The sequence below is a fragment of the Oceanobacillus sp. J11TS1 genome, assembly GCF_018333215.1.
Lineage (GTDB): Bacteria > Bacillota > Bacilli > Bacillales > Amphibacillaceae > Oceanobacillus.
Genome location: NZ_BORO01000001.1, coordinates 223319 through 248913, shown reverse-complemented (window position 1 = coordinate 248913; position 25595 = coordinate 223319). Strand labels below are relative to the sequence as shown.

Genomic DNA, 25595 nt, shown 5'->3' with positions numbered 1-25595 from the left:
CCCTCCCTTTTTTACTTTGCTAACGCTCGGCGAACAAATCCATCAGACTCGTCTATTTTACGCACAGCATCTTCATAGGAGCATTGTAATAGAATCATCACGATGGCAACCTTCACCTGATGATTTGATCTATCAAAATACGTGGCGGCCGTTTCATAATCGACCCCAGTGATCTCCATAATATTCCGTTTTGATCTTTCTTCTAATTTCTCATTCGTTGGTTTTAAATCGACCATAAAGTTTTCATATACTTTACCTATTCCCACCATCGCTGCAGTTGAGATCATATTTAATACAATCTTTTGCGAAGTTCCTGCCTTTAATCTGGTGGAACCGGTTAATACCTCGGATCCTGTCTGAAGCTCGATCGCAACCGAACCATATTGACTCATTGCTGCATCTTTATTACAGGATATACTTACTGTATTCGCTTTTATTGAATTAGCATATTGTAATGCTCTGATAACATAAGGTGTACGTCCACTAGCAGCAATCCCAATTACCGTATCGTTTTCTGATAGCTGAATGCTTTTCAAGTCATCCACCCCAAGCTCAGTGTTATCCTCAGCTCCTTCCGCTGCACTATAAAGCGCTTTCGTTCCTCCTGCTATAATTCCTTGTACCATCTCTGGTGACGTACCGAATGTCGGAACGCATTCCACAGCATCTAATACCCCTAAACGGCCGCTTGTACCAGCACCAACATAAATAAGCCTGCCATTATTCTTAAATGATTCAATTGCATATCGGACAGCTTTCTCTATATTGGGTAGTTCCTCTTTGATTGCTTTTAATACATATTCATCTTCTTTATTCATTATGCGTAAGATATCACGTGTAGACATTTCGTCTAGATGCATCGTATATTGATTCCGCGCTTCGGTTGTTAATTTATCTAGCATTCTATCAGCCTCCTCTGCTTCTTCCACCTTCATTTTACCCATTTGCGAAATTAAAAGTCAATATTATCTTTGAAATAAGTGAAATTAAATTTCATTTTAGTGAAAAAAGAAGCTACCTTCTTAATTTAACAACATGCCCCCTTGCTTCTTGATATTCATCTAGTACATTCTCTCCAATGATATTAAAAATACTAATGTACAGGCTGTCTACAATTGTCAGCTGCGTCATCCTTGATGTAATGCTCCCAATACGGAAGTCTTGCTCTACATGGGGAGTCGCTAACCGAATATCTGCCTCTCTATAAAGTGGTGATTTATTTATATTCGTAATGGCTATAACCCTAGCACCCTTTTCCTGAGACAACCGCGCTAAGTCTAAGACATCATTTGTCCGCCCTGACATGCTGATAGCAACAAAAACATCCTCGCTATTTAAATGCGGAATTTTTGACAGCATGTAATGGAAATCTAAATTAAACTCCACTTGAAATCCGAGCTTTGTAAATTTATATAGTGCATCCATAGCTGCAATGGATGATCCGCCAACTCCATAAAATATAATTTTCCGCGCATTTTTCAACGCCATGACTGCATCGTCCAATTGTTTTTTATCTAAGGATTCCATTATTAGCTCAATCGCATTTTTATTTACATGAACTACCTTTTGTAACATTTCATACGGCGAGTCCTTCTTTTGTAAAATCGAAAAGTCCGTAATATACGCTTCCTGAACAGCCAACTCTTGGGCTAAGGCAATTTTAAATGTTTTAAAGCTCCCTATTCCAATCGTCTTGGAAAACCGGATCACACTTGCTTCACTTACATCTGCCTTATTTGCCAGCTCTTTTGTTGTCATATTTGGGATTAACTCTGCATGTTTCAATATGTAGGCAGAGATTTTTTGTTCTGTTTTTGAAAATTGAGGAAGTCTTTCGCTAATTCTAGTTAATAAGGTGGTTGCCATGTCCATGTCTCCTGTTCTCTTGCCAAGTTTGCTTATATTTTTTATCAGTATAGCAAAAACCAGGAAGGTGTTCCAATTAAATGACATAGCATATGGGCTGCAGAATACTTGAATGGTAAGGCATGTGATTAGTTTTTGTTACTTCACAATGAATGGCAGAGCATTTCGGGCATTATTGCATTTTTTGGATTAAAAAAGTGCCCCAGTCAAATGACCGAGACACTTTTTCTCCCGTATGTATTGGGAAACCATCGTTTTAATGGCATAGGTTATCTTAAAACATTAGAGCCTTTAAGAAATGCCGTTTCACCAATTAGAACAAAAATCCCATCGGCAGGCGGAAAAAGCCTAAGATGATTACAATGATAAGCGCAATGAAAAATTGAATCCATTTTCCTTTAGCCGGCTTTCCTTTTTTCGAGGAAACTAAAATTCCCTCCATTGAAACAACAATCCAAAGACCAGCAAGTGCTTTTACAATCGCTTCACCAAGAGTTGGCATCGAATAACCTTGAATATAATTCCAGGTTAATAAACCGCCGGTAATGATGATAAATAAATATACAAGTCGTAAAATCATGTGGACAATTGTTGCGGGCTTCTCGCTTCCTTTTTTGTATAAAATGAAAGTAACCACAAAAAGAACAAGCCCTAGTACCCAAGATGTAATATGCATATGTGTTTCTCCCATTTACATTCCCTCCTTCTCTTTTCAAATAGATTCACCATAATCATTTTCCTCAATTAACAAAAAATGACTGATATTTTCGTTTACTACCGTATCATAACATTTTCTTTTCCAAGATTACATTATAATGCCCATTCGTCAACAAATTGCCATGATTAGTGTTTGATTGGCTGCATTTTCTTGTAGGTAATCGATCTCCATAACCACTCAACTGGGCCAAACCGAAAATACTGAAGCCAAATTTTGCTTCCGATAATTTGCAGACAGAATATAATAAAAGCAATCCCAATTTGCATGATCGGACGAATTTCTCCGTATAGCCCGAGGCCAACTCCATAAAAGACCCAGAAAGAAATAATGGATTGCAATAAATAATTGGTTAGTGCCATTTTTCCAATTGGTGTCAGCAGGCGAAGTATTTTTTGAAAGAAACCCTTTTGCCACAACAATGTAATAGACGTTAAATAAAATAATGCGGATGCGGTTCCTCCAATATTATCCTGTGCTAGACTGAACCAGAGCGGATTGCCAAATGCATAAGGTCCGATCTTAAACAGAATAAATACAACCAGTGTAATAGCCCACATCTTTTTCAATATTGGCTTATAAGAAAGGGGATCATGAAACCACCGCTTTCTTGCCAGGTACATCCCAAACAAAAACAAGGGGAGAAAAATAAAAGGGTATATAAAGAAGCTTATAATACCACTTGATAACTGCCAATCTTGATAGTTTTGCGATAGAATTGCGGATAAATCATTGGAACGATAGCTCTGAAAAGCTTGCTCTATTTCCGCTGAATAACTAAAAGCGATAAAGTCCCGCGCTAGATACTGCAGACTTGTGAAAACAAGCGTTGAAATCCCCAATAAACCAGCTGCCCATCCGATCAAGACCTTATCTTCTCTATACAAGAATAACAGCAGTAAAAATCCCATCGTTCCATAGGTTAACAGAATATCTCCATACCAAATTGCAAAAGCGTGAATCATTCCAAAAATAATCAGTGTACCTAATCTGCGCCCGAAAAAAGCATATGGTGATATATCCTTTTTATCTAAGCTATCTTTTTGAATTTGGATTCCAAATCCAAAAAGTATTGAAAATAAAGTATAAAAGCTGGCCTGGAAGAAAATATCAACAACGATTAAACTAAACTGATTGATTGTAGATGTCCAAGCCTCTTCGGCTCCACCGTAGAGAAAATAAGGAGCAGAAAATGCTCCGATATTCACCATAAATATCCCTAAAATTGCAAAGCCCCTTGCTGCATCAATCCATTCTAATCGTTTATTTACTTGATATGGCTGCACTATTATTCTCCTTTGATAAGAAGCCTTTTAGAAAAGAAGTAAAGATACGTTTCCGTAACAGGCTGCTTCCAGATTTCTTCAATCGCATATCGATAAAGATCAAGCTGTGTCTTATATCGTTTCTTTAGTTTTTCTTCTAATTTATCTGTGATTTCTTCTGTTATCCTATCTGTTTTGTAGTCAAGGATAATCCAGCCTTCTTGGGAAGGAATAATACAATCAATAACACCTTGGATTAATACCTTTTCTTTTGCAGGATCTTGCCAATTTGCATATACTTTTTCTGCTGGCAGCATCAGACTGAACGGCACCTCTTTAAATACTTTTTTCTCTTTAAAAATCAGCTGTGCAATGGACGATTCTAAAAATGCCACAATCGCCGAAACAGAGACACTTTCAGCTTCTGGTGCTGTTATTTTTTCCTCTTGCACCAGCTTTTCAATAAATTCTTCCACTTCCTCTTTGGATAATGATTTTTTCAAAGGAAGATGCTGCATGACTGTATGAAGTGCAGTCCCCTTTTCTGCAGGCGTTAATTTCTTTTCAACTTGCATAAATCTCGGCCGTGTTGCAATTGGGCGTGTTGCAGATTTGGGAATCATCATTTCATCACTGTATGCATCTTTTTGTTCTTGCTGACGTTTTAACTCTGTTACGGACTGTTTCGCACGTGATTGGACGGCTTGTTTAAATGGATATTGGTAGGAGAAGCGCTTCTCAACCCAGGTATCCAAATCTTTATCCGTTTGCTCTACCTGCTCCCAATTCCTAATCTGTTCATTTAAGGTATCTTGTTTAAGCTGCCTTGCATTTTCTTGCATCGCAATATCGTGCGCCAAATGAATCTGTACGTCCCAGCTTGATGGATCCTTCCTAATTTCTGGGGACACCATGCTGCCGAGTTCTTCTTCTCGCAAGACTTCTACTTGATGATGGCGGAGAAGTGCAGGACCGATCCAATCTAAATAATTCTTTGCCCCGATCCGAAAATATCCTGGTAACACCCAATCAGCATGATTAGAAAGCCATGACCATGCTGCTTTTCGTTTATCCATGGAATTGACTGTTCCTACCATCAGCAGTTTTTCTTCCGCACGTGTTAATGCGACGTATAATAAACGAATTTCCTCGGATAACTGTTCTCGCCTAATTCTCTCTCTCATTGCATTATAAAATAAAGTGGAATATTGAATTCGCTTCTCCGGATCAATAAATTTACTAGCAAATCCTAAATCTTTATGAAGTAGATATTTTTCATTCAGGCTTCTTAAATTAAACTCTTTATCGATACCACCGAGGATAACTACTGGGAATTCAAGACCTTTACTTTTATGAATTGTCATTATTCGAACGACATCTTCTTGTTCACTTAAAGCACGTGCGGCACCTAAATCCTTTTGTTCCTCTTCCATTCGTTCGATAAATCGTAAGAATCGGTATAAACCGCGAAAAGAAGTTTCCTCATAGCTCCTTGCGCGATCATATAGCGCTCGTAAGTTCGCTTGGCGCTGCTTACCACCAGGAATCCCGCCAACAAAATCATAATATCCTGTTTCACGGTAGATTTGCCATATCAATTCTGATAGCGCCCCTTGCTGAGCAGATACCCTTAATTTATCTAAAAGTGTTTTAAATTCCTTTAAATGCTCTGTGACCTGATTTTTTTCTTTTTGCATATATGCTACGAGAGCATCATAAAAGTTCCCGTGCCGATTAGCTAAGCGAATTGTTGCTAAGTCATTTTCCTTTAATCCTACAATAGGAGACCGTAACACAGCCGCTAATGGAATGTCTTGTCGCGGATTGTCAATTACCTTTAATAAACTAATCATTATCCTGATTTCAATTGCTTCAAAGTATCCTGAGGTTAGTTCTGCATAGACAGGGATACCTTGCTTCTTCAGTTCGTCCATAATGGCGGGAGCCCATGTCATGGAACGCATCAGGATAACAATATCACGGTACATAAGATTTCTCTCCTGCCCTGTACCTTTATCTACCACTTGCATCGGCTTCTCTTTTCCTGCTCCGCCTATCCATTGCTGTATTTTTTTCGCATACGCCCTTGCTTCAATTTGTGCTTTTTCTAAATCTTCTTCCGTCTCTTCTGCATCTTCGGACTTCTGCTGTTGCGGTAAATCAATCAGCAATAGTTCCGGATTTGATTCTAGCGGAAAATCATCATACATTCGATTCCCATAAATAAGTTCTGCATCCTGATCATATTCAATATCGCCAACCTTTTCATCAAAAAGCTGACGGAATAAATAGTTCGCACCTATCAGTACTTCTTTTCTGCTTCGGAAGTTACGATTTAAATCGATTCGTTCTGCCGGATAATCGATTGCAGCAAACTGTTTATACTTTTGAATAAATAAGGATGGCTCTGCATGGCGAAATCCATAAATACTTTGCTTGACATCACCAACCATGAACATGTTCCCATTATTCTCAGAATTACGAACGAATTGTAAGATGCTCTCTTGCACAAGGTTCGTATCCTGATACTCATCGACAAGCACTTCTTTAAATTGCTTTTGAAGCTGTAAAGCAATAGATGATGCTTGTACGGTATCTTCCTCTTGGTTGGTTTCTGATAAAATTTGCAGGCAATAATGCTCTAAATCATTAAAATCAACGATAGCCTGCTCCTTTTTTCGATTTTGAAACTTATTCATATAGTCTTCCACCATGGAGACTAACTGCTTTAGAACGGGAGCCATTTGTTGCATATCCTGGATATGAGCAGCTAAACTGCGGACAAACCATTTTTCTTTCATTTTGTCCCATCTGTCTTTCACCTTTTTCCGAAAGGCTTTCACTTGTTCACGTTTTTCTGGATTGTCCTCTACTTTTTTCCTGGATAATGCTGCAAATTTAGAATCATGTACAAATTGTTGTAATTCATCCCAATGCTTTATTTTGTCTACAGCAGTTTCAAGTATTTCTGTATCTTTTTGCAAAGCATCTAGATAATGATAAGGCCCATCAGGCTCCCTCGCCAAAGCAATAGCTAAAGCATTATCTTGTTTCATTGCCTCCAATTGGTTGGTAATCTCCTCTTTCACTTCCGTTAACCAAGGGATTGTTTCTTCCTTCCAATCTTCCTCTATTTCATAATTGGTGATTAGTTGATGCAGCCATTCGTGAGGCATCGGATGTTGAACTGCAAAATTGGCTACTTTTAATATAAGTTCTTCTACATCTCTATCACTTCTATCATTTGAAAATCGATTAACTACTTCAAAGAACTGTTCTTGTTCCTCATTCGAATCGTCGTACCAGCCTTCCAGCAGTTCGTCTAATACCTCTCGCTTTATCATATCCATTTCTACTTCATCCGCAATGCGAAAGGAAGGATCTAAATCTATCATATACGCATTTTTTCGGACAATGTCTAGACAAAAAGAGTGCAATGTAGATATTGATGCTCTTTGTAGTAGAGATAACTGTTTTTTCAAATGGAGAGATCCAGGTTTTTCTGCTAATGCTTTTTCTAATGCTGCTCCAACCCTCGCACGCATTTCTTGAGCTGCGGCATTCGTAAATGTAACAACCAACAATTCGTCAATATTAATAGCATCCTCCTCTTTTAGCAGCTTCTGGATTATTCGCTCCACGAGGACTGCTGTTTTTCCAGAACCTGCTGCAGCAGCTACAAGGATATCTGTACCGCTTTGATAAATTGCTTGCTCTTGCTCTTTTGTCCATTTAACCACGGATTTCCCCTCCTTTTAGCTTTTCAATAATTTCTTCTTCCTTCATATTAGATATTTTTCTATAATGATTTCCTTCTAATGCCGGATCAAACTGACAAACTGCATGAAAAGGACAATACGTACATGCTTCAGTATCTCTTTTCAGATATGGATTAATCGCTACGCCGCCTGAGGTCATATCAAGTCCCGCTTTTTGCAATAATACATGGATATGATTTTTGAGCTGTTCAAATGTTTTTTCGTCAGCTATTTTGGAATTCGACCTAAATGTGCCGTCCTTCTTTAAACCTGCCGGGATAATATTACTTGAGCCCATGTCTAAAGATGCATCCATCATTTTTGCAATCTCTTCATCTGATAAGAGCAACCCTCTCATTTTATAAGATTTAAAGATTTTCTCCTCAATATCGCTGCCTATTTTCTCATTGTCCAGGTTAATCATCGGATTATGCACGTGGAAATAAAGGACACCTGCCGGGTTAGCTTGCTGACCTAGCCATTGTTCTGAATGTGTCAGTACGACATCTAAATAAGTTAACATTTGTAAGGCGAGACCATAATAGACTTCTAACAAATCTAAAGCACGTGAGCTTGATTTATAGTCAATAATTCGTAAATACAAGTCCTGATGAAGTTCTGCTTTATCAACACGGTCAATCCTTCCGCGCAGCAGTAGTTCATACCCGTTTTCAAGCGGTAAAACAAGCGGTGGCAATGGGCTATCTTTTTCTCCAAAGCTAAGTTCTAGACCAACTGGACTAAAATCTGTTTGTCTGGCTTGCTCACTTAATATAAAGGCAGCTCTGGCAATTATTTCCTCCAATTTCTGCTGTATATACGTGTATCGATTCGAGCTGTGTAAGATTTGATGCTGTAATACAGGTGATAACTTATTAATAGCCCGGTGCGCATAATTCGCTGACGACTCCTTCGTAAGCTCTTTAAAATCTGTTTTTTCGTTCTGAACCCACTCCGTAATTAAACGCAATGCTTCATGGAACAATTGCCCAATATCCGGAGCATCCAATTTATAAGTCTGTCTTTCTTTTAGGTTTAAGCTATAACGAGCAAAATGCTGATAGGAACAACGATAATATGATTCTAAACGGCTGACACTTGCTTTAATTTGTTTTGGGTAGAGCTCTTTAGCAGTTTCCTTTTTTAATTGTTCTGGCTGATTTTTGTAAAATAGGCCTTGTAAAATACGGTGAGTCATACCATATGGAGGCTGGTTCTTTACATACCAGTTATAGACCGCGAACCACGAATTATCTATTTCATACCCGCGCTGCATCCGGGCAAATTGTGTTGTCAGCGCTGCTCGGCTTTTGGTTTTTGTTGTAATAAATCTTGTTGTGTCAGCAGCATCTTCTACATCTTGAAATAAAAGATGCTCTCTGCAAACTGGAAACAAGTCTTCTATTCTGCCGATAACTTGAGAGGGAACTTTTGCCTTTCCTTCCTCATCACTAATCGGATAACTAATCATTAATCTATCTGTTGCCACAGTTAATGATAAATAGATATAAAACCAATCATCCAGCAACTGACGCTTCCCGTTATCAGCAAGTTTCAAGCCATTTTGCTCCAGTAAATCCCGTTCCTCATCATCAATCATTCCATCTATTTGCGGCTTCATTGGCCATATACCTTCATTAACTCCAAGTAAAAAAGCACAGCGAACCCCAGACATCCGTGAACGATCAATTGTTCCAACTAAAACATGATCCATTGTTGGCGGAACATGCGAAAATTCCAGCGCTTCAAATCCAGCATTGATAGACGCAATAAATGTGGACAGATCTAATTCTTCATCACCGGCAATCTCAACCATTTCATCCATTAATTGCACAATTGCATCCCATACTTGCTGTTGCTCTCGTCCTTTTTCGGGCAAGCCTTGTTCATCAAAAGAAGCTCGCATTGCTTCTAATTTTTCCGGAATACCAAGTGCTTCCAACCACAGAAAAATAGCCTCACAACGTTCTTTAACGCTGTTTGCAGCACGAAATTTCTCATCAAATGGATGTAATGCTTGAGTTACTTGATCTCGATATCGATTGATTTCTTCTTGCATTTCCCTTTCAAAATTCGTCTGTGCAGCTTGGTCAAACCCGCGAAAACGCTGGAATTTCCAAGGTTTAGCATCTAGCCATTGTTTACGGTAACGAACCCCGTACTCAATGGTATAATTCTCTAATTGATCAATTGCATCCCTCGTTAGCGGAAATTTCTCATCACCAGCTGGAATAAAGCCTGTTTTTAAAACACGGAAGATTGCATCAGAACGCCAGCCATTTTCGACTGCTTCTAACATAGAACGAATTAATTCGATTAACGGATGGTGTAACATAGAACGTTTCTGATCAATAAAGACGGGAATATCATGGTCTTCAAAGATTGTCTCAATTAAATCGTCGTATACATCCGATTGTCTTACCAAAATAGAAATATCACGGTAACGATAACCTTCATCCCGAACAAGTGTAAGAATCTCCTGTGCTACACCTTCCACTTCTGCACGTGGGTGAACCGCTTCAGCAATCTGAATTGGCGCCTTCTCTGGATACTCTGGTAAGGGCCGGACATCAAAATTTTGCTCCAAATGTGCAAAATAAGCTCTATTCTTAAATTGATCTTTTGATGGGTCTAAATAAACGGCTGGGTCTAATGACACACCGATTTCCTCTGCAGTTGCTATTAATTGCTGATAAGTTTGATTCGTTTGATAAAAGATGTCTAATTCTTGAAGGCTCTCTGTATTCCTTGGATCCACTGTCAAACCAATATGAACAGCTGCACATTTTTTCATTAGCTCAGTAATCACTGATATTTCTTGTGGTGTAAAACGATGGAATCCATCAATATAGATATGGGCCCCTTCTAAAATGTTGGCTTGCGGAATTTTTTCTTTTAATAGCTGTAATCTGTCTTCATTATCCATATAAGAATGCTGCAATTGCCGAAGCAGCTGCTCATAAATATAGATAAAATCATCCAGTTTTCGAACTAATCCTCTTTCAGATGGAGACTGATGCACAAATTTATTAAATTGATCTTGCTGCATACGGAGTGCATCTGGTGTAATTTCATATCTTTTAAATTCTTGAATAACAGATTCTAACTGATCAAGGAAACCCTGTTTTTTAATTGCTTTTTCAAATGCCATCCAATCCCCATTTTTTTCAGAGATAATTTTCCGAAGCATCATCTGTGTACCTACAGAACTGATAAAGGGTTTTAAGCCGCCCCCTGTTTCTTGTAAAATGCGCCATGCAAGTCGTGAAAAACTAGCTACTTGAGCTCGAATACTTCCACTTAAATGCTCTCGGCTAAACAAAGCTGTTTCTAATTGAAATGTCATTTGATCAGGAACAATATAAAAAATAGCTGGTCCTATAGGTGTTTCTCGCAAGCGATTCTCAATATCATTCATCATCCACTCACTTTTGTTTGTACCTGATCTACCGAGAATAAATCGTACAGTCAATCGCACACACTCCTTTTTTAGTGACATATGTATATAGTTGTTGGTTATCATGTCATCATTTATATTTTAATTGAAAAATTGTCTATTCTAGAAAGTACCACGTAGCTTATCTATTAATCAAACTCGATTTAACAGGAACTAAAATCACTGATTTTACTATTGCCCTCATAGGATATAAAAAGGGCTCCTATCTTTATTTTATCAAAGATGGGGGCCCGTTCCTATTAAAAGTATTTAAACTTGGTAGAACTATTTTAATGTATTCCACTGTATTTAATATAGTAATAATAAACAGGTAGACAGATACTGTAGATTGCTTATCTGCCTACCTGTATTTACCCGTATTTATTCATTAGATACTACGAAGCTTTAAACGTATTACTGTGGTTGCTTAAATAATTGCGTTAACGGCCAGTAAGTAATATCCACCTTCCCGACTACTTCATCAAAAGGAACAAAGCCAATAGCTCTACTGTCTAAACTGTCTCCCCGATTATCACCTAAAACGAAAAGATGATTTTCTGGCACAATTTTTTCACCAGTCACCTCAAGCATCGTAAAGTCTTCTGTTAATGGCGTCGTATCCGCATTTTCTTTTTCCTCTTGTAAAAAGTCCTCAGAAATATACTCTCCATCTACGTATAGCCGATCGTTCTTGTATGCTATTGTTTCTCCTGGTAAACCAATTACGCGTTTTACATAGTCATTTTCTTCTGATGCATGGAATACAATAACATCAAAACGGTGAATACTTGAGATATTATTTGTAAACGTGTTGACCATCATTAAATTTCCGTCGTAAAGCGTTGGTTCCATAGACTTTCCATTGACAACATAGTTTTCAAATAAAGATGATCGAACAATAAAGAACATAGAGCATAACAGAACAACTACAACTAAAACTCTCCAATAGTTATATTTTTTCACTGTTACTCTTCCTTCACTTTTGATATGTTATTAATCATCATACCCGAAAGCGAAGTATTTTAATCTTTCGTCCATTGATTTTAGTATTAGCCCCATCCATATCACCATCATTTCACAGAAACAGAACTGCTTTATCTTTCCTCGGATTGTGAATTTTAGCAAAGGGGAGATATTATTTTTTAGGAGAACCAGCATTTTGCTTATCCATTTTGTGATGCAGTCTTTTCTCTAAGTACTTACCAAAAATCCAAAAAATCACAATACCTATACCTACTAGAATTGTTCGCACTGGTTTTTGTGCAAATTCCATTATACTAGAACCTATATAAGAAATAGAGAAAATCATCACTGTCTTTCCTAATAGTACCGCTAATAAAAATGGATAGATGCTTATTTTTGATAAACCAGCCACTACATTAATAATAGAGGACGGAGAAAAAGGGAAACATAACAGCAAAAACAGAGGTCCGAATCCATGTTTTTCTACCCAATTTGTAATCTTATTAACTTGCCTGTTATGACGTACTCGTTTTAATAACTTGGTATTACCTAAACGACGAATAACTAGAAACACGATTACAGCACCCGCACTTGCACCAAGCCATGAGTAAAGAAACCCTTGAAATAGTCCGTAAGCTGCTGCATTCCCAAGAACAAATACGATTAACGGAAGAAATGGTAAAAAAGCTTCCAAAAAGGGTAATGCAATACCAGGCAAAGGTCCAAGCCCTTCATACTGTTCCAGTAATTGACGAATAAATTCTTCCCAGCCTTCTTCTTTTAAAAATGCTTGCCAGTTTGAAAAAGTTATATTCATTACGTACATGCAGTTAATCTCCCTCAATATTTCAACAATCTTAAGATGATTATATGCTACAGCGGTTTTTTTGAAAAGTAATAACTTCTCTATAAATTCAAACTCAACCTATATCACTAGGGGTTACTTTCTATTCTTTTTAGTATTTAGGAAACAAAAGAGAAGTATCAATAATGATATTCTTTGAAAATAACATTATTTTATGCAGTTCGCTGTAAATAAGCGCTTTTCTAGGTAGTGGTGTTTATATATTCGTGGTGTTCTTTTGAAGGAGTTAAACGAAGAATATACTATCTTCCTTTTTATTATAGAATTCATTTAATCTTGGTATTCAAATGCATTACTGCGTTCATCAATAAGATAGCGAATTTGAGCTGTCCGGTGTATCTGGTTAATGAGGATACCATGGGAAACATCTACATTGATTGTTCGGCCATTCTTAAATAGAATCTCTGTAGATTTACTATCCAATTTTCTCACTTTTTCAATATGGGAATGTGAAATCCAAGAACAGTTTGCATGTGACGGGGACTTCGTCGGGAAGAAATACATCCTATTCCTCGGGTCAACCGGGATTGGAGTCTTATGCGTAATTCCTGAAATACTTTTAATGCCATTCTGCCTGCCCTTTAAATCGGAACCAAAGTAAGCGCACGCATATTCAATCACTTTGGTAGGTTTCCCTTCCATGACATATTCTACTTCATCTTCTAAAACACGGGAAACATACTTTCCATTAGTATCCTTATCCGAAAGTACAGCCATTGTATAAGGGGTTATTTCTCTCACTTTCATTTTACAATTCCTCCTCATCCGCTAGTGATGAGGTTGAGTTTAAAATTATTATAGCATCGAAATAAATAAAAAGATAGGTTTATTTTAAATATTTTGCTTATTACATAAAAAATGCATAGAAAATTGATTTCTTTTTACAATTTTGTCCATGATACAAAGAAGTCCGCTATCAGAGTTGCTCCTACTCCCATCCAAGCAAATATCACCCTATTAGTAAAAAACTTCATTCCGTCTAGGGCGTCCCCTCACAGAATGAAGTCTTATTTTCTACACGGTATCAATAAATTTTACCGCACATTTTCTAATACAAATATAAACCTAGTAAAGCAACCCTAAGAACTCTTCTTTGGATATCTTTCCAAGATAATGTGAAACGTCAATTTGATCTAGTGCATCTTTGATGGCCTCGCGATCATGACGCACACCTTTTAACGCATCCTCTAATTCTTTCACATCACCTAAGCCAAAGAAATCGCCAAAAATGATGCAATTTTCAATGATACCTTTTTTCACGTCTAAACGAACATCTACCAGTCCTCCCGGGAATTTCTTAGACTCCTGATAGTTGAATGAAGGTGATTTTCCGTAGTTCCAATCCCATTGCTGATAACGTTTTTCGGAAATCTCATAAATTTTCGCCCAATCTTCGTCTGTTAACACATATTGAGGAACATCTTTGACATCTTCTACGTCAAAGATATAGCGTAAAATTAATTCTTTAAATTCCTCCATAGAGATCGGCTTATCTAAGTATTCAGAGATATTGGCAACACGGCTGCGAATCGATTTGATACCTTTTGATTCAATTTTGATTTTCTTCACCTTTAATGCTTTTGTTAATTCTTCTAATTGGGAACCCAGCATTAATGTTCCGTGGCTGAACATGCGGCCGCGTGTAGAAAACATTGCATTACCAGAAATTTTTCTTCCCTCTACTGCTAAATCATTTCTTCCTTGTAATTCCGCTGGCACGCCGATATTATTCAAAGCATCCACAACAGGTTGCGTAAATTTAGCGAAATTTTGGAAACTATTTCCGTCATCTTTTGTAATAAAACTAAAATTCAAATTCTGTTCATCATGATAAACAGCCCCGCCACCAGAAAGGCGTCGAACAACTTTAATTCCTTTTTCGTCTACATAATCCGTATTAATTTCTTCTATTGTATTTTGATTTCGGCCAATAATTATGGAAGGGCCATTCACATAAAACAATAGATATGTATCTTTCTCCCCAAAATTTTCAAGAATATATTCCTCAATAGCCAGATTAATTTGAGGATCTGTAATTCCTTTATTATCAATAAATTTCAACTTAATTCCTCCCTTTGTTCCACTAGTCCTATTCTAACGCATAAGTCCCTCCAAATCAAAACTTCTACCTACAAGTGCGTGTTCAAAAAGGAGGATAAACAGGACCGAGAAGTTCGAGGCGGCGTAGCTTTGAGCAACGGTTTTAATAGGCCAAGTAATCGCAGCAATGTTGTCAGGTTAATGCAACCGCTACGGAAAAACACTACGCTTTCCGCGGGCTTGTCCTCAGCCTCCTTTAAAGAAGACTTGCTGACTGGCAAGCCGACAGGCGCAGACAGAAGCAAAGTCGCACTTATGCCTGTGGTAGAAAAAGAAAACCACTTTTTCTGCGGGGGTCTTCACACTGGGACTGCGATTACTCGCCCCACCGAAGATCATTGCGCTTTCCCGCAGGAGTCTACGTGTTTTTCCTTCGCTAGCTAGTTTCACTTCTATTCGTATTGAGTTTAATATTTAATGATTTTTATTAACCTGACAACATTGGTAATCGCAGTCCCAGCGGAAAAGCAAGCCAACGAGCTTCCTCAGGATGAGGTGATTTCTACGTTGCCCACACGACGTGGGCGGTTTTAGTAGAAGTTCCTTTTCCCGAAGTGTCATTTTTACCGGACTTTTTGAACATCCTCTACAAGCTATTCCCAAACAAATCCTTCTTCCGCTAATACAATTTCCCCTGTGTAAATCTGTTTTGCTTCTTCTTTCAACTGTTCTAGAACACCAAACTGCGGCAGATGACTGAGTACTAATTGCTTCACATTAGCAGCCTGTGCGATACTGGCAGCTTCCACACTATTCATATGACCAGCACCCGAACCATCTTGTCCTTTAAAATAATTACAATCGGTAATGAGTAAATCTGCATTGTTTGCGAACGGAATCCAATCTTCTGTATAGCTGCTATCCGCAGTATAAACAATTGTTTTCTCTCCATCTGTAATACACATTCCAAAGCATGGAACAGGATGTTTGGTTCTTAAAAAAGATATTTCAAAAGGTCCTATTTTTAATAATTCATCCGGGTCATAAGCTACGCCCTCTGTATATTGATGCGACAAAGATGCATACCCTTCCTTATCTTCTGTATGACCATATATTTTTAATTGCTTTTCGTTGTTATGAACATAATAATCAATCAGTTTAGCATACTGTAACACCCCAATATCCGCGACATGATCATGATGATAATGCGATAAAACAACCGCATCTAATTCAGATATGGATATAAATTTTTGCAGCTTTGACAATGCCCCGCTCCCCATATCTAATAGAAGTTTAAAATTATCCTTTTCCAATAAATAACTTGATGTAGCACCATCCTTATTCGGATAGCCTCCCCAAAAACCAATGATCGTTAATTTCATTTTAGCAGCTCCTTATTTTTTAAAATTTGTATCAATACAGTGTTGACATCAATATACTGTTATAGTACAATGATTTTAAATCAAATAAATCCTTAGGAGGGAACGAAATGATTGGAATTGTCGAATTTTTTAAAAACCTACCGAAGAAGAAATGTGCAAAATGTGGAAATGCAATGGTAATCGAAAAAGCAGATTGTTACCACAATGTTTGTGATGAGTGCGATTATCCAGGGCGTTAATGGTTCAGTTAATTTAATTTCAACAAGTATTCACTTCTGTAGTTATCGTCCTGGTTAATAAATAGTAATCCCCATAAGTTATAAACCTTCTTCTGGATAGCCTGATACTTGGCTATTCTTTTTTTTGCGCGTTAGAAAAAGGTCGAAGCATTGATTCCGCCTAACTTTTCACTCTGCTGGATACACTTCTATCTATTTACCCTTTTAACAAGAAATTAGTATTATTTAAACTAAGCCACATTTTCAAGAAGCTTTCTCTATTTAACAATCTCCCTCCTGAATTCTTTAAAGTGAACTTGACGAACCAAGCTTTTTCGGGCGCAGAAGTTGCCCTGGTTATATACTTCACTCCTTAAATTCTCCATATACTAAAATGTTAAAAATCTTATAATTTTTTCCCTCCCTGTACTATAATTAATTAGGTAGTCGAATTAATTGACCATGCATGACTACGTTTTTATTTTCAGTTATACGTAGTAATATTTCAAGTCTTAAGGGGAGGAATGAATATGTCGCAAGGAAACAGACAATACCGTAAAGATGTTCCAGTCGAACAAACGTGGGATTTAACAGATCTTTTTCCCGATGTAGAAAGCTGGGAAAAAGCATTAGAAGAAATCGTTCCAGAAGCAGATCAAATAACAGCTTTTAAAGGAAAGCTTTCTGATAGTGCGAAAACTTTATTAGAGGCATTAAAAACAACAGAGGCCTACCAGGAGAAGGTTATTCACGTTGCTGTTTATGCCAATTTACTTATCAGTGCAGATGGAAGTGATTCTTCTAATCAGAGCGCAGCAGCTAAAAGCGGAGCTGCACTTGCTGCGATTAGTTCCAAGCTCTCCTTCTTTGAAACAGAGCTGCTTCAGTTAACTTCATCTAAGCTAGAGCAGTTTATCAAGGATGAACCTGAGCTTGAGACGTACCGTAAATATTTATTTGATATTCTTGAACAAAAAGATCATATTCTTTCACCAGAATTAGAGGAAGCTATTTCTGCGTTAAGTGAAGTTTTAGAAGCTCCTTATACAATCTTTTCACGCAGCAAACAGTCCGATATGCAGTTTGAATCCATTATTGACGGCGATGGAAATGCACAGCCGATGAGCGAACCTTTATACGAAGAAAATTACGAGTATTCAGAGGATACTATACTACGAAGAAATGCATATGATTCTTTTGTAAACACCTTGGAACAATACAAAAATACGTATGCGGCAACTTATGCAACGGAAGTTACAAAACAAGTACAGCTTTCCAAATTAAGAAAATACGATTCAGTTACAGATATGCTGTTAGCGCCACAGCAAGTAACAACCGAAATGTATCATAATCAATTAGATGTACTCCAAGAAAAATTAGCGCCGCATATGCGAAAATATGCAAAGCTATTAAAAGAAAAACTAGGTTTAGAAGTTTTACGTTTCTGTGATTTAAAAGCACCGTTGGATTCTTCCTTTAATCCGAGTACATCCTATGAGGAAGCTTCAGAAACAATTTTGGATGCTTTAGACATTATGGGTCCAGAATATATCGAAGGAATGAATAAAGCATTATCCAATCGCTGGATAGACCGTGCGGAGAATGTGGGTAAAGCAAGCGGCGCCTTCTGTTCCAGCCCATATGGTGCTCATCCATACATTTTGGTCACATGGGCGGACAAAATGCGTAATGCCTTTATTTTAGCGCATGAGTTAGGACATGCAGGTCATTTTTACTTAGCCGGAAAATATCAGAATTTATTTAACACCCGACCGTCAACTTATTTTGTCGAAGCGCCTTCCACTTTAAATGAATTACTGCTTGCAGATCATTTAATGAATACGAACAAAGACAATCCGAAAATGAAACGTTGGGTTATTACACAACTATTAGGCACGTATTACCATAACTTTATTACACATTTGCTGGAAGGGGCATTCCAGCGTAAGGTTTATACGCTAGCTGAAGAAGGCGTACCATTAACTGCGGATGTACTATGTAAGGAAAAACGAAATGTATTAGAATCCTTCTGGGGAGATACTGTCACTTTTGATGACGGGGCAGGTTTGACTTGGATGCGTCAGCAGCATTATTATATGGGCTTATACCCATATACGTACTCTGCTGGTCTCACTGTTTCTACGACAATGGCTAAACGAATTCGTGAAGAAGGCCAGACTGCAGTAGATGACTGGTTAAACGTATTAAAAGCAGGCGGGACAAAGAAACCACTTGAATTAATTAAAGATGCGGGCATTGATATGTCTAATCCAGATAATATTACAGTCGCTGTTGATTATGTCGGTTCTCTTATTGATGAATTAATTGCGAGTTACTCAGAATAAACATCACTATTGTTAAGAGGTTGGGGCAAAAAGAAAGTGTATCTCTAGAAGCCGAACAATATGCTAATAGAACTCAGGAAATATATGTAGCCGGTATTCGCACAAAGGATATTCGGAATTTGCTGGATAAAAAACACTTTTGCTCTCAGCCTCTTTCTTATTTTGCCCATTCTGTCTTTAACAATCCATAAACCTCTCGATCATGAAAGCTATCTCTGATCACTTCATCCGCTCGAATTGTCCCTTCATGTTGAAATCCAAGCCTTTTAGGGATGGCTGCACTTTTCATATTTTTTACTGCTGTTTTGATTTCAACCTTGTTTAATTCCAGTTCCTCAAATGCATAACTGACCATGGCAGCACAGGCATTGGTCATAATTCCCTTGTTTGTATATGCTTCGCCTAACCAGTAGCCGATTTCTGTTTTCTTCACCTTCCAATCAAAATATAAGAAGCCAATGGAGCCAACCAAGGTGTCTTTATACCATATGCCCACCCAAAAGCCTTCCTTATTCACAAAACGGAATAGAGATTTTTGAATGAAGGATTTCGAATCCTCTACATTATTCGTAATAGAGGGGAAGCTTAACCAATTACTTAAGTACGCTTTATTTTCCTTCACTAAATCAAATAAGGTTTGGGCATGATTCTCTTCTAGTAAAGATAACATAATATCTTGGTTAACCCAGTTGTAAAGCATTTTTTCCGCCTCTTTTCCCCATTATCGTTTTTAGTAAATTAATCAAAAATGTTTTCAAAATATAATTTGTATTTGCTATTTTATCATCTTTTCCCTTTTTTCCATATGAGAAAAGCCACGGAATTGAAAAAACAATTCCATGGCTGGCATGAATAAAAAATTTCTTATTTATCTTTTGTCATTGCTTTTAATGCCAAGTCAGCACCTTTTTGTCCATGCTCGATACAATCAGGAAGTCCTGTTCCATCATATGAACTGCCGATTAATTCCAAATTAGGCAGGTGCTTATTTACATAATCTCTCACATGTTCAACAAGCTCCAGATGGCCAACGTGATATTGCGGTCTCGCGTCGATAAATCTTGTTATCTCAGAAAATATTGGTTTACCCTTTATTTTCATGACTTTATTTAAATCTTTTAATACAATATCAACAAGCGTTTCATCTGATTCCCCTACTATTTCTTGATCATCCGGCTTGCCAACATAGCATCGTAATAGAGCTTTTCCTTCAGGTGCCGTTCCTTCCCATTTACGATGGGTCCAGGTGCATGCCGTAATTCGGTAATTACTATTTCTCGTAACCAAAAATCCTGTTCCATCTAAATCACGCTTAATTTGTTTTTCATCAAAGGCAAGCACAACATTTGCTGTTGAGGTTGCTGGAATATCAAATAATTTCTGTAAAGGCTGGTGCTTGCTTAACATTCCCGGTACTTGTGTATGGGGAACTGCAACTAAGACAAAATCTGCTGCCAAAACCTCTCCAGAGTCTAATAAGAGATGATAATTCTCTTCTTTTTGTTCAATATGATTTACTTTATTCTTACGGATAATTTCAACGGAATGAAGTTTTGCTTCAAGTGTATCAATAAGTGTCTGTAAACCATTGGTAAAAGAGAAAAATTGCCCTTGGGAAGGTTTTGCCTTTTTGCCTTTACTCCCCTTTGGCATTGTTTTACGTAGACCTTTCATCACACTGCCGTAACCCTGTTCCATTTCCCTGAAAATAGGATAAATCGCCTGAAGACTCATCCTGTCAATATCCCCAGAGTGAATTCCTGAAAGCAAAGGATCAATTTGATTATCGACAATTTGGTCTCCAAAACGGCGACGCATAAAATGCCCCAAGGACTCGTCTTCCTTGCCTTTTTGTTTTGGAATAAGCAAATCCATCAAACCGCGAATTTTCCCGCTTAATGTGAATGATTTGGAACGTAAGAGCGGCCCAATCTCTTTTGGCACGCCCATATACGCTCCCTGCGGCATTTTATGCAGACGATTTTTAATAAGCATAAAGGATTGACCTGTAGAATTACGTCTCGTTTGATCAAGAATGCCTAATTCTTTTACGAGATCCATTGCAGCTGGCTTACGTGCTAACAAAGAATCTGGTCCTTTCTCTATCGTAAATCCATCTCTTTTGATGGTATGGATTCGACCACCTAGCCGGCTAGAACCCTCTACTAGAGTAATCTCGATTGGGAGTTTTGCTGATTCCACCTTTTTCTGAAGATGGTAGGCTGCAGACAATCCTGTCATACCGCCTCCAACAATTATCACGCTTTTTTTATCCATTATTAAGCCTGCTTAACTTTCTTTAATACCACGTTTGCCAACGTTTCAATAAACGCTGGGTGAGCGTTTGGCATTTCTGGACGATAATAGCTTGCTCCAATCTCATCACAGACTACTTTACACTCATAATCATTATCATATAGCACTTCTAAGTGATCTGCTACAAATCCAACAGGTGTATAAACAAATGCTTTGTATCCCTCTTTGTTAAATAATTCACGTGTTAAATCTTGCACATCCGGACCAAGCCAAGGATCTGGTGTGTTTCCTTCACTTTGCCAGCCAACTTCATAGTTTGTCACGTCTGCAGCTTCAGCAATTAATTTTGCTGTCTCTTCTAATTGCTCTTTATAAGGATCTCCGTACTGAAGAATTTTTTCAGGAAGACTATGTGCAGATACAATTAAAACTGCATTCTCTCTTTCTTCAGCAGGCATTTCCGCAAACGTATTTTTCACGCCTTTAGCCCAGAAATCAATAAATCCAGGTTCTGTATACCAATCTTGTACTGATTCAATCTTAATGCCATGTTTTTCTGCTGTACTATTGGCACGTTCATTGTATGATTTCACACTGAATGTAGAATAATGTGGTGCTAAGACAATAGAAACAGCTTCTGTAATGCCATCTTTGGCCATTTCTTCTACTGCATCCTCAATAAATGGTGCAATATGTTTTAAACCGATATATGCTTTAAATTCATATTCACCCTGAACTTCATTCAACTTACGTTCTAGTGCAGAAGTCTGCTCTTTTGTAATTTTTGCTAACGGAGAGAGCCCTCCAATAGCTTTATAGCGATCCTTTAGATCCTGTAATGCTTCCGGGTCTGGTTTTCTTCCATGACGGATATCTGTGTAATATGGTTCGATATCCTCTTCCTTATATGGAGTCCCATATGCCATTACTAATAATCCTAATTTTTTCTTTTCCATTTTAATTACACCTCGTTGCTTTTTCATGTTCAGTTTTGTTTAGAATAATTATGAATAAGATTTGTCAATTTTTTTAATGTCTCCGGCTTAATGTCAGGAGTGACTCCATGGCCAAGGTTAAAGACATACCCTTCTGTGTTCATACCTTGGTCAAGTATGGCTTTCGTTCTTTTTTCAATTGTCTCCCAATCACTTAGCAAAATAGCTGGATCCAAGTTTCCTTGCAGTGTTTTTGTAACACCTAAGCGCCTGGCTTCTTCTACTGAAGTGCGCCAGTCCAGGCCAATAACGTCTACAGGAAGGTCATTCCATTCTAATAATAGATGGCTGGCACCTACTCCAAATGTAATTAGCGGAACATCATGCTTTTTAAGTGCTGTAAAGATTTCAATCATTACTGGTTTGATAAAGTAACGATAATCTTCCGCATTTAATGCGCCCACCCAAGAATCAAATATTTGAATGGCACTCGCGCCAGCTTCAATTTGGGCCTCTACATAACGAATAATCATTTTTGCCAATTTGTCCATTAAAGCAAACCAAGTCTCAGGTTCACGATACATTAATGATTTCGTTTTTGTATAATTTTTGGAAGGTCCTCCCTCAATCATGTAACTAGCTAATGTAAAAGGCGCCCCAGAAAACCCGATTAGCGGAACGTCTAGCTGTTCCTCTACAAGAAGGCGGATTGTATCAAGCACATAAGGAACATCACTCGTTGGATTAATCTCACCTAACTTCTCCACATCTTGCATGGTACGTATCGGCTGCTCAATTACAGGTCCAATACCGCTTTTGATCTCTACGTCTACTCCGATAGCAGGCAGAGGCGTCATAATATCTTTATAAAGAATAGCCGCATCCACCCCATAATTTTCTACCGGAAGTCTTGTAACATAGGCACAAAGCTCTGGTCGATGTGTAATTTCAAAAAGGGAGTACTTTTCCTTTAATGCTCGATATTCCGGTTGTGACCTGCCAGCTTGACGCATAAACCAAGCTGGCGTGTAATCTGTTTTTTTTCCGCGATAAGCGTCTAAAATTGTCGTATTTTTCACTTTTGCCATGCCACGTTCATCCTTTTATTCTCTATTTTCCATCTCTAACTATAATCTATTTCTTAGGCTTCTGTATAGGGAAGCGAATCGTTTGTCATGAAATTGTCTCATTTTGTTTAAAATTATTCTAAGAAAATAGCTTTTACAGAATAAAAACCATTATTGCACGTCCAAAAAGGAAGTAAAATGTCCGAAAAGGTTGTGGCAGAGCACTTCCCCGTACCAGCCTTTTTGAACAGCCTTTATTAGAAGAAAGACACAGATTTAGAATGGGTTCCTTCCATTTTGGTGATGGGATCAAAAGGGACCACGTAATAAGAATCGTTGCGGAACCAAACATCATCAATAATGTACTCTGTTTCTCCTTTAACTTCTCCTATCAATTCGTCTTCATCCTCGCCTTCCTTGTAAATGCGGTAAATAATGCGGTCATCTGTTGAGCCTTCCCAAGATAACTTTCCTTTAAGTAAAGCAAATCCGCCAAAGGTATAGTTTGCATTTACATTTTCAATGACTGGTAAATCAATTGGATCTGGCAATGGTTCTACACCATCTGGCATAGTAAAAGAAGAAGTTAACGCCCAGCCAGATTGCGTATCAATATCTGTCAGGATTTTCTTTGTTAATGACGTAGGATATGAGCTTCCTCCTGTTAAATAATGCTTTTCATCTGATTTATCATACCCCATCCACAATGCTGTGACATAGTCAGGCGAATAGCCAACAAACCAGGCATCTTTGGTAGCACCTTCTACTAAAGGATGCTGTGTTGTTCCTGTTTTCCCTGCAAGTTCCTTGGCGTAATAGCCAGAGCTGGCTGTACCTGAGCGAACAGTTTCCCTGAGCATTTCTGTCATATCCCAGGCAACTTGAGGAGTAAATATTTCTTTATTACTTGTTTCAGACTCATAAATCACTTCACCGTTGCGATCTTTAATTTCTGCAATAGCTGTTGCTTTTGCCATTTTGCCATTATTTGCGAAAGCCTGGTAACTTTGGGCCATTTGCAGTGGTGTCACACCTTTATTCAAACCACCTAATGCAATAGACAATCCATCATCTTTAATTGGCATTCCTAGTTTGTCCAAATAAGACTTTGCATAATCTATGCCAATCTCATCAAGCAGCCAAACAGCAGATGTATTTGTTGATTCTACAATAGCTTGATAAATTGTAATATTATTCTTATATTCTCCGCTTGCATTAGTTACATTATACTCTTCCGTGTATTGATCTGGAATAACTGTAAAAGGTTTATACGTATCGCCTTTCATTAACGCAGGACCATAAACAGCGACTGGCTTAAAAGCTGACCCTGGCTGTCGCTCCACATTTGACCGATTTAAATCGCCCATGGTATAGTCGCGACCGCCAATAGCAGATATAATATGTCCGTTAGCTTTATCCAACATCACAAAAGCTCCTTCTATTCCCTCAGTATTTCCAGGGAAAAAAGCGTCCTCTTGAAAGTTTTGATAGGCAATCTGCTGATAATCTTCATTCATATAGACAGTGATATCATATCCGCCGCTTTGTATGTCAGCATAACTTAAATCATGCTCTTCTACTAATTCTTTAATCACTAAATCAACATAGCTATCCACCCAAGGATTTGTTTTATTCTTTTTTTCTGATTGATTGATTCCTAAGTCTTTTTCCTGCTCCTGCGTACGTGTCTCTTCGTCGATAAATCCGGCTGACTCCATCGTGTTCAAGACAACGTTTCTACGCTCCAATGCTTTGTCAGGATGGTTTAACGGGGAGTATCCATTAGGCCCCTTCATTAAACCGGCAAGTAAAGCTCCCTCCGAAATAGTTAAATCATCAACATCCTTCGAAAAGAAGAATTGAGAAGCCTTCTGTATACCATACACTCCCTCACCAAAGTAAACTTCGTTGACGTACAATTCAAGTATTTCGTCTTTATCCAGCGTTCTTTCCAGATAAAGGGAGGCCATCGTTTCCTTTATTTTTCTCGTCCAAGATTTATCATTTGTAAGAAAGAGATTTTTAGATAATTGCTGTGTAATCGTACTGCCGCCTTCTACTTTACTTCTCGCAATGATATCTTTATATACCGCTCGTCCAATAGACTGCAAATCAACTCCCTGATGCTCGTAGAAACGACGGTCTTCTACAGCAATAAATGCTTGCAGCACATGGTCTGGAATACGGTCAATCGGAGCGTATTCCCGGTTCTCGTTATACAAAGTACTCACTACTTCCCCATCTTCTGTGCGAATAGTGGTTGTTAAATCAAGCAGTAAATCATCTTCATTTGCAATCATTTTCCCGCCTAACATTAAAAGACCATAACCGCTCAATAGAAAAATAAATACAGCAGCGATGGCAATTCCTAGCCATTTTATTTTTTGTCGAAACATATTTTTTTGTTTCTTTCGTCGTTCATTTCTTTTTTCATTTTTCATTAACTCACCTCAGTGCATATACGTTCCTTATTATACGTTATTC

General features: G+C 38.0%; 18 protein-coding genes. 2 read left to right on the top strand and 16 right to left on the bottom strand.

Annotated elements, in window-relative coordinates; genetic code table 11:
• Positions 1-11: 11 nt before the first annotated feature.
• The 11 genes from murQ to KI343_RS01125 form a co-directional block, all read right to left on the bottom strand.
• The gene (murQ, locus tag KI343_RS01175; RefSeq protein ID WP_212924594.1) at positions 12-902 is read right to left on the bottom strand and encodes an N-acetylmuramic acid 6-phosphate etherase; all 891 of its coding nucleotides are present in this window, start codon (positions 900-902) and stop codon (positions 12-14) included.
• A gap of 112 nt (positions 903-1014) precedes the next feature.
• Complete coding sequence (locus KI343_RS01170; RefSeq protein ID WP_212924593.1) at positions 1015-1866, bottom strand: MurR/RpiR family transcriptional regulator; 852 nt, start codon at positions 1864-1866, stop codon at positions 1015-1017.
• A gap of 313 nt (positions 1867-2179) precedes the next feature.
• A complete protein-coding gene (locus KI343_RS01165) occupies positions 2180-2557 on the bottom strand; it encodes a YisL family protein (protein WP_212924592.1) in 378 nt (125 codons plus the stop codon).
• A 152-nt stretch (positions 2558-2709) separates the two neighbouring features.
• The gene (locus KI343_RS01160) at positions 2710-3867 is read right to left on the bottom strand and encodes a DUF418 domain-containing protein (RefSeq protein WP_306432530.1); all 1158 of its coding nucleotides are present in this window, start codon (positions 3865-3867) and stop codon (positions 2710-2712) included.
• Between the two features lie 2 nt (positions 3868-3869).
• The gene (addA, locus tag KI343_RS01155; RefSeq protein ID WP_212924591.1) at positions 3870-7586 is read right to left on the bottom strand and encodes a helicase-exonuclease AddAB subunit AddA; all 3717 of its coding nucleotides are present in this window, start codon (positions 7584-7586) and stop codon (positions 3870-3872) included.
• On the bottom strand, positions 7579-11076 hold the full coding sequence (gene addB, locus KI343_RS01150) for a helicase-exonuclease AddAB subunit AddB (RefSeq protein WP_212924590.1): 3498 nt from the start codon (positions 11074-11076) through the stop codon (positions 7579-7581). Before addB ends, addA begins: the two co-directional genes overlap by 8 nt.
• A 378-nt stretch (positions 11077-11454) precedes the next feature.
• Positions 11455-12003: a signal peptidase I gene (gene lepB / locus KI343_RS01145; protein WP_212924589.1), complete on the bottom strand. Its 549-nt coding sequence runs from the start codon at positions 12001-12003 to the stop codon at positions 11455-11457.
• Positions 12004-12175: 172 nt separating this feature from the next.
• Positions 12176-12829, bottom strand: a complete 654-nt coding sequence (locus tag KI343_RS01140; RefSeq protein WP_212924588.1) for a TVP38/TMEM64 family protein — start codon at positions 12827-12829, stop codon at positions 12176-12178.
• 309 nt (positions 12830-13138) lie between these two features.
• Positions 13139-13615: a competence protein ComK gene (locus KI343_RS01135; protein ID WP_212924587.1), complete on the bottom strand. Its 477-nt coding sequence runs from the start codon at positions 13613-13615 to the stop codon at positions 13139-13141.
• 318 nt (positions 13616-13933) lie between these two features.
• A complete protein-coding gene (gene lplA, locus KI343_RS01130; RefSeq protein ID WP_212924586.1) occupies positions 13934-14929 on the bottom strand; it encodes a lipoate--protein ligase in 996 nt (331 codons plus the stop codon).
• Between the two features lie 632 nt (positions 14930-15561).
• Positions 15562-16290, bottom strand: coding sequence for an MBL fold metallo-hydrolase (locus KI343_RS01125; RefSeq protein ID WP_212924585.1), 729 nt, complete (start codon positions 16288-16290; stop codon positions 15562-15564).
• 107 nt (positions 16291-16397) lie between these two features.
• Between KI343_RS01125 and yhfH the strand changes: the two genes are divergently transcribed.
• Positions 16398-16529: a protein YhfH gene (gene yhfH, locus KI343_RS01120; protein ID WP_212924584.1), complete on the top strand. Its 132-nt coding sequence runs from the start codon at positions 16398-16400 to the stop codon at positions 16527-16529.
• Between the two features lie 503 nt (positions 16530-17032).
• A complete protein-coding gene (gene pepF, locus KI343_RS01115) occupies positions 17033-18853 on the top strand; it encodes an oligoendopeptidase F (protein ID WP_212924583.1) in 1821 nt (606 codons plus the stop codon).
• 157 nt (positions 18854-19010) lie between these two features.
• Here the strand turns inward: pepF and KI343_RS01110 are convergent, their stop codons facing one another.
• The 5 genes from KI343_RS01110 to KI343_RS01090 form a co-directional block, all read right to left on the bottom strand.
• On the bottom strand, positions 19011-19553 hold the full coding sequence (locus tag KI343_RS01110) for a GNAT family N-acetyltransferase (RefSeq protein WP_212924582.1): 543 nt from the start codon (positions 19551-19553) through the stop codon (positions 19011-19013).
• Between the two features lie 164 nt (positions 19554-19717).
• Positions 19718-21130 (bottom strand): protoporphyrinogen oxidase, encoded by a 1413-nt coding sequence (hemY, locus tag KI343_RS01105; RefSeq protein ID WP_212924581.1) that lies wholly within the window; start codon positions 21128-21130, stop codon positions 19718-19720.
• Positions 21131-21132: 2 nt separating this feature from the next.
• Entirely contained in the window at positions 21133-22065 is a 933-nt protein-coding gene (gene hemH / locus KI343_RS01100; RefSeq protein ID WP_212924580.1) for a ferrochelatase, read from the bottom strand.
• Between the two features lie 29 nt (positions 22066-22094).
• Entirely contained in the window at positions 22095-23132 is a 1038-nt protein-coding gene (gene hemE, locus KI343_RS01095; protein WP_212924579.1) for a uroporphyrinogen decarboxylase, read from the bottom strand.
• 236 nt (positions 23133-23368) lie between these two features.
• On the bottom strand, positions 23369-25552 hold the full coding sequence (locus KI343_RS01090) for a transglycosylase domain-containing protein (RefSeq protein WP_212924578.1): 2184 nt from the start codon (positions 25550-25552) through the stop codon (positions 23369-23371).
• Positions 25553-25595: the final 43 nt, after the last annotated feature.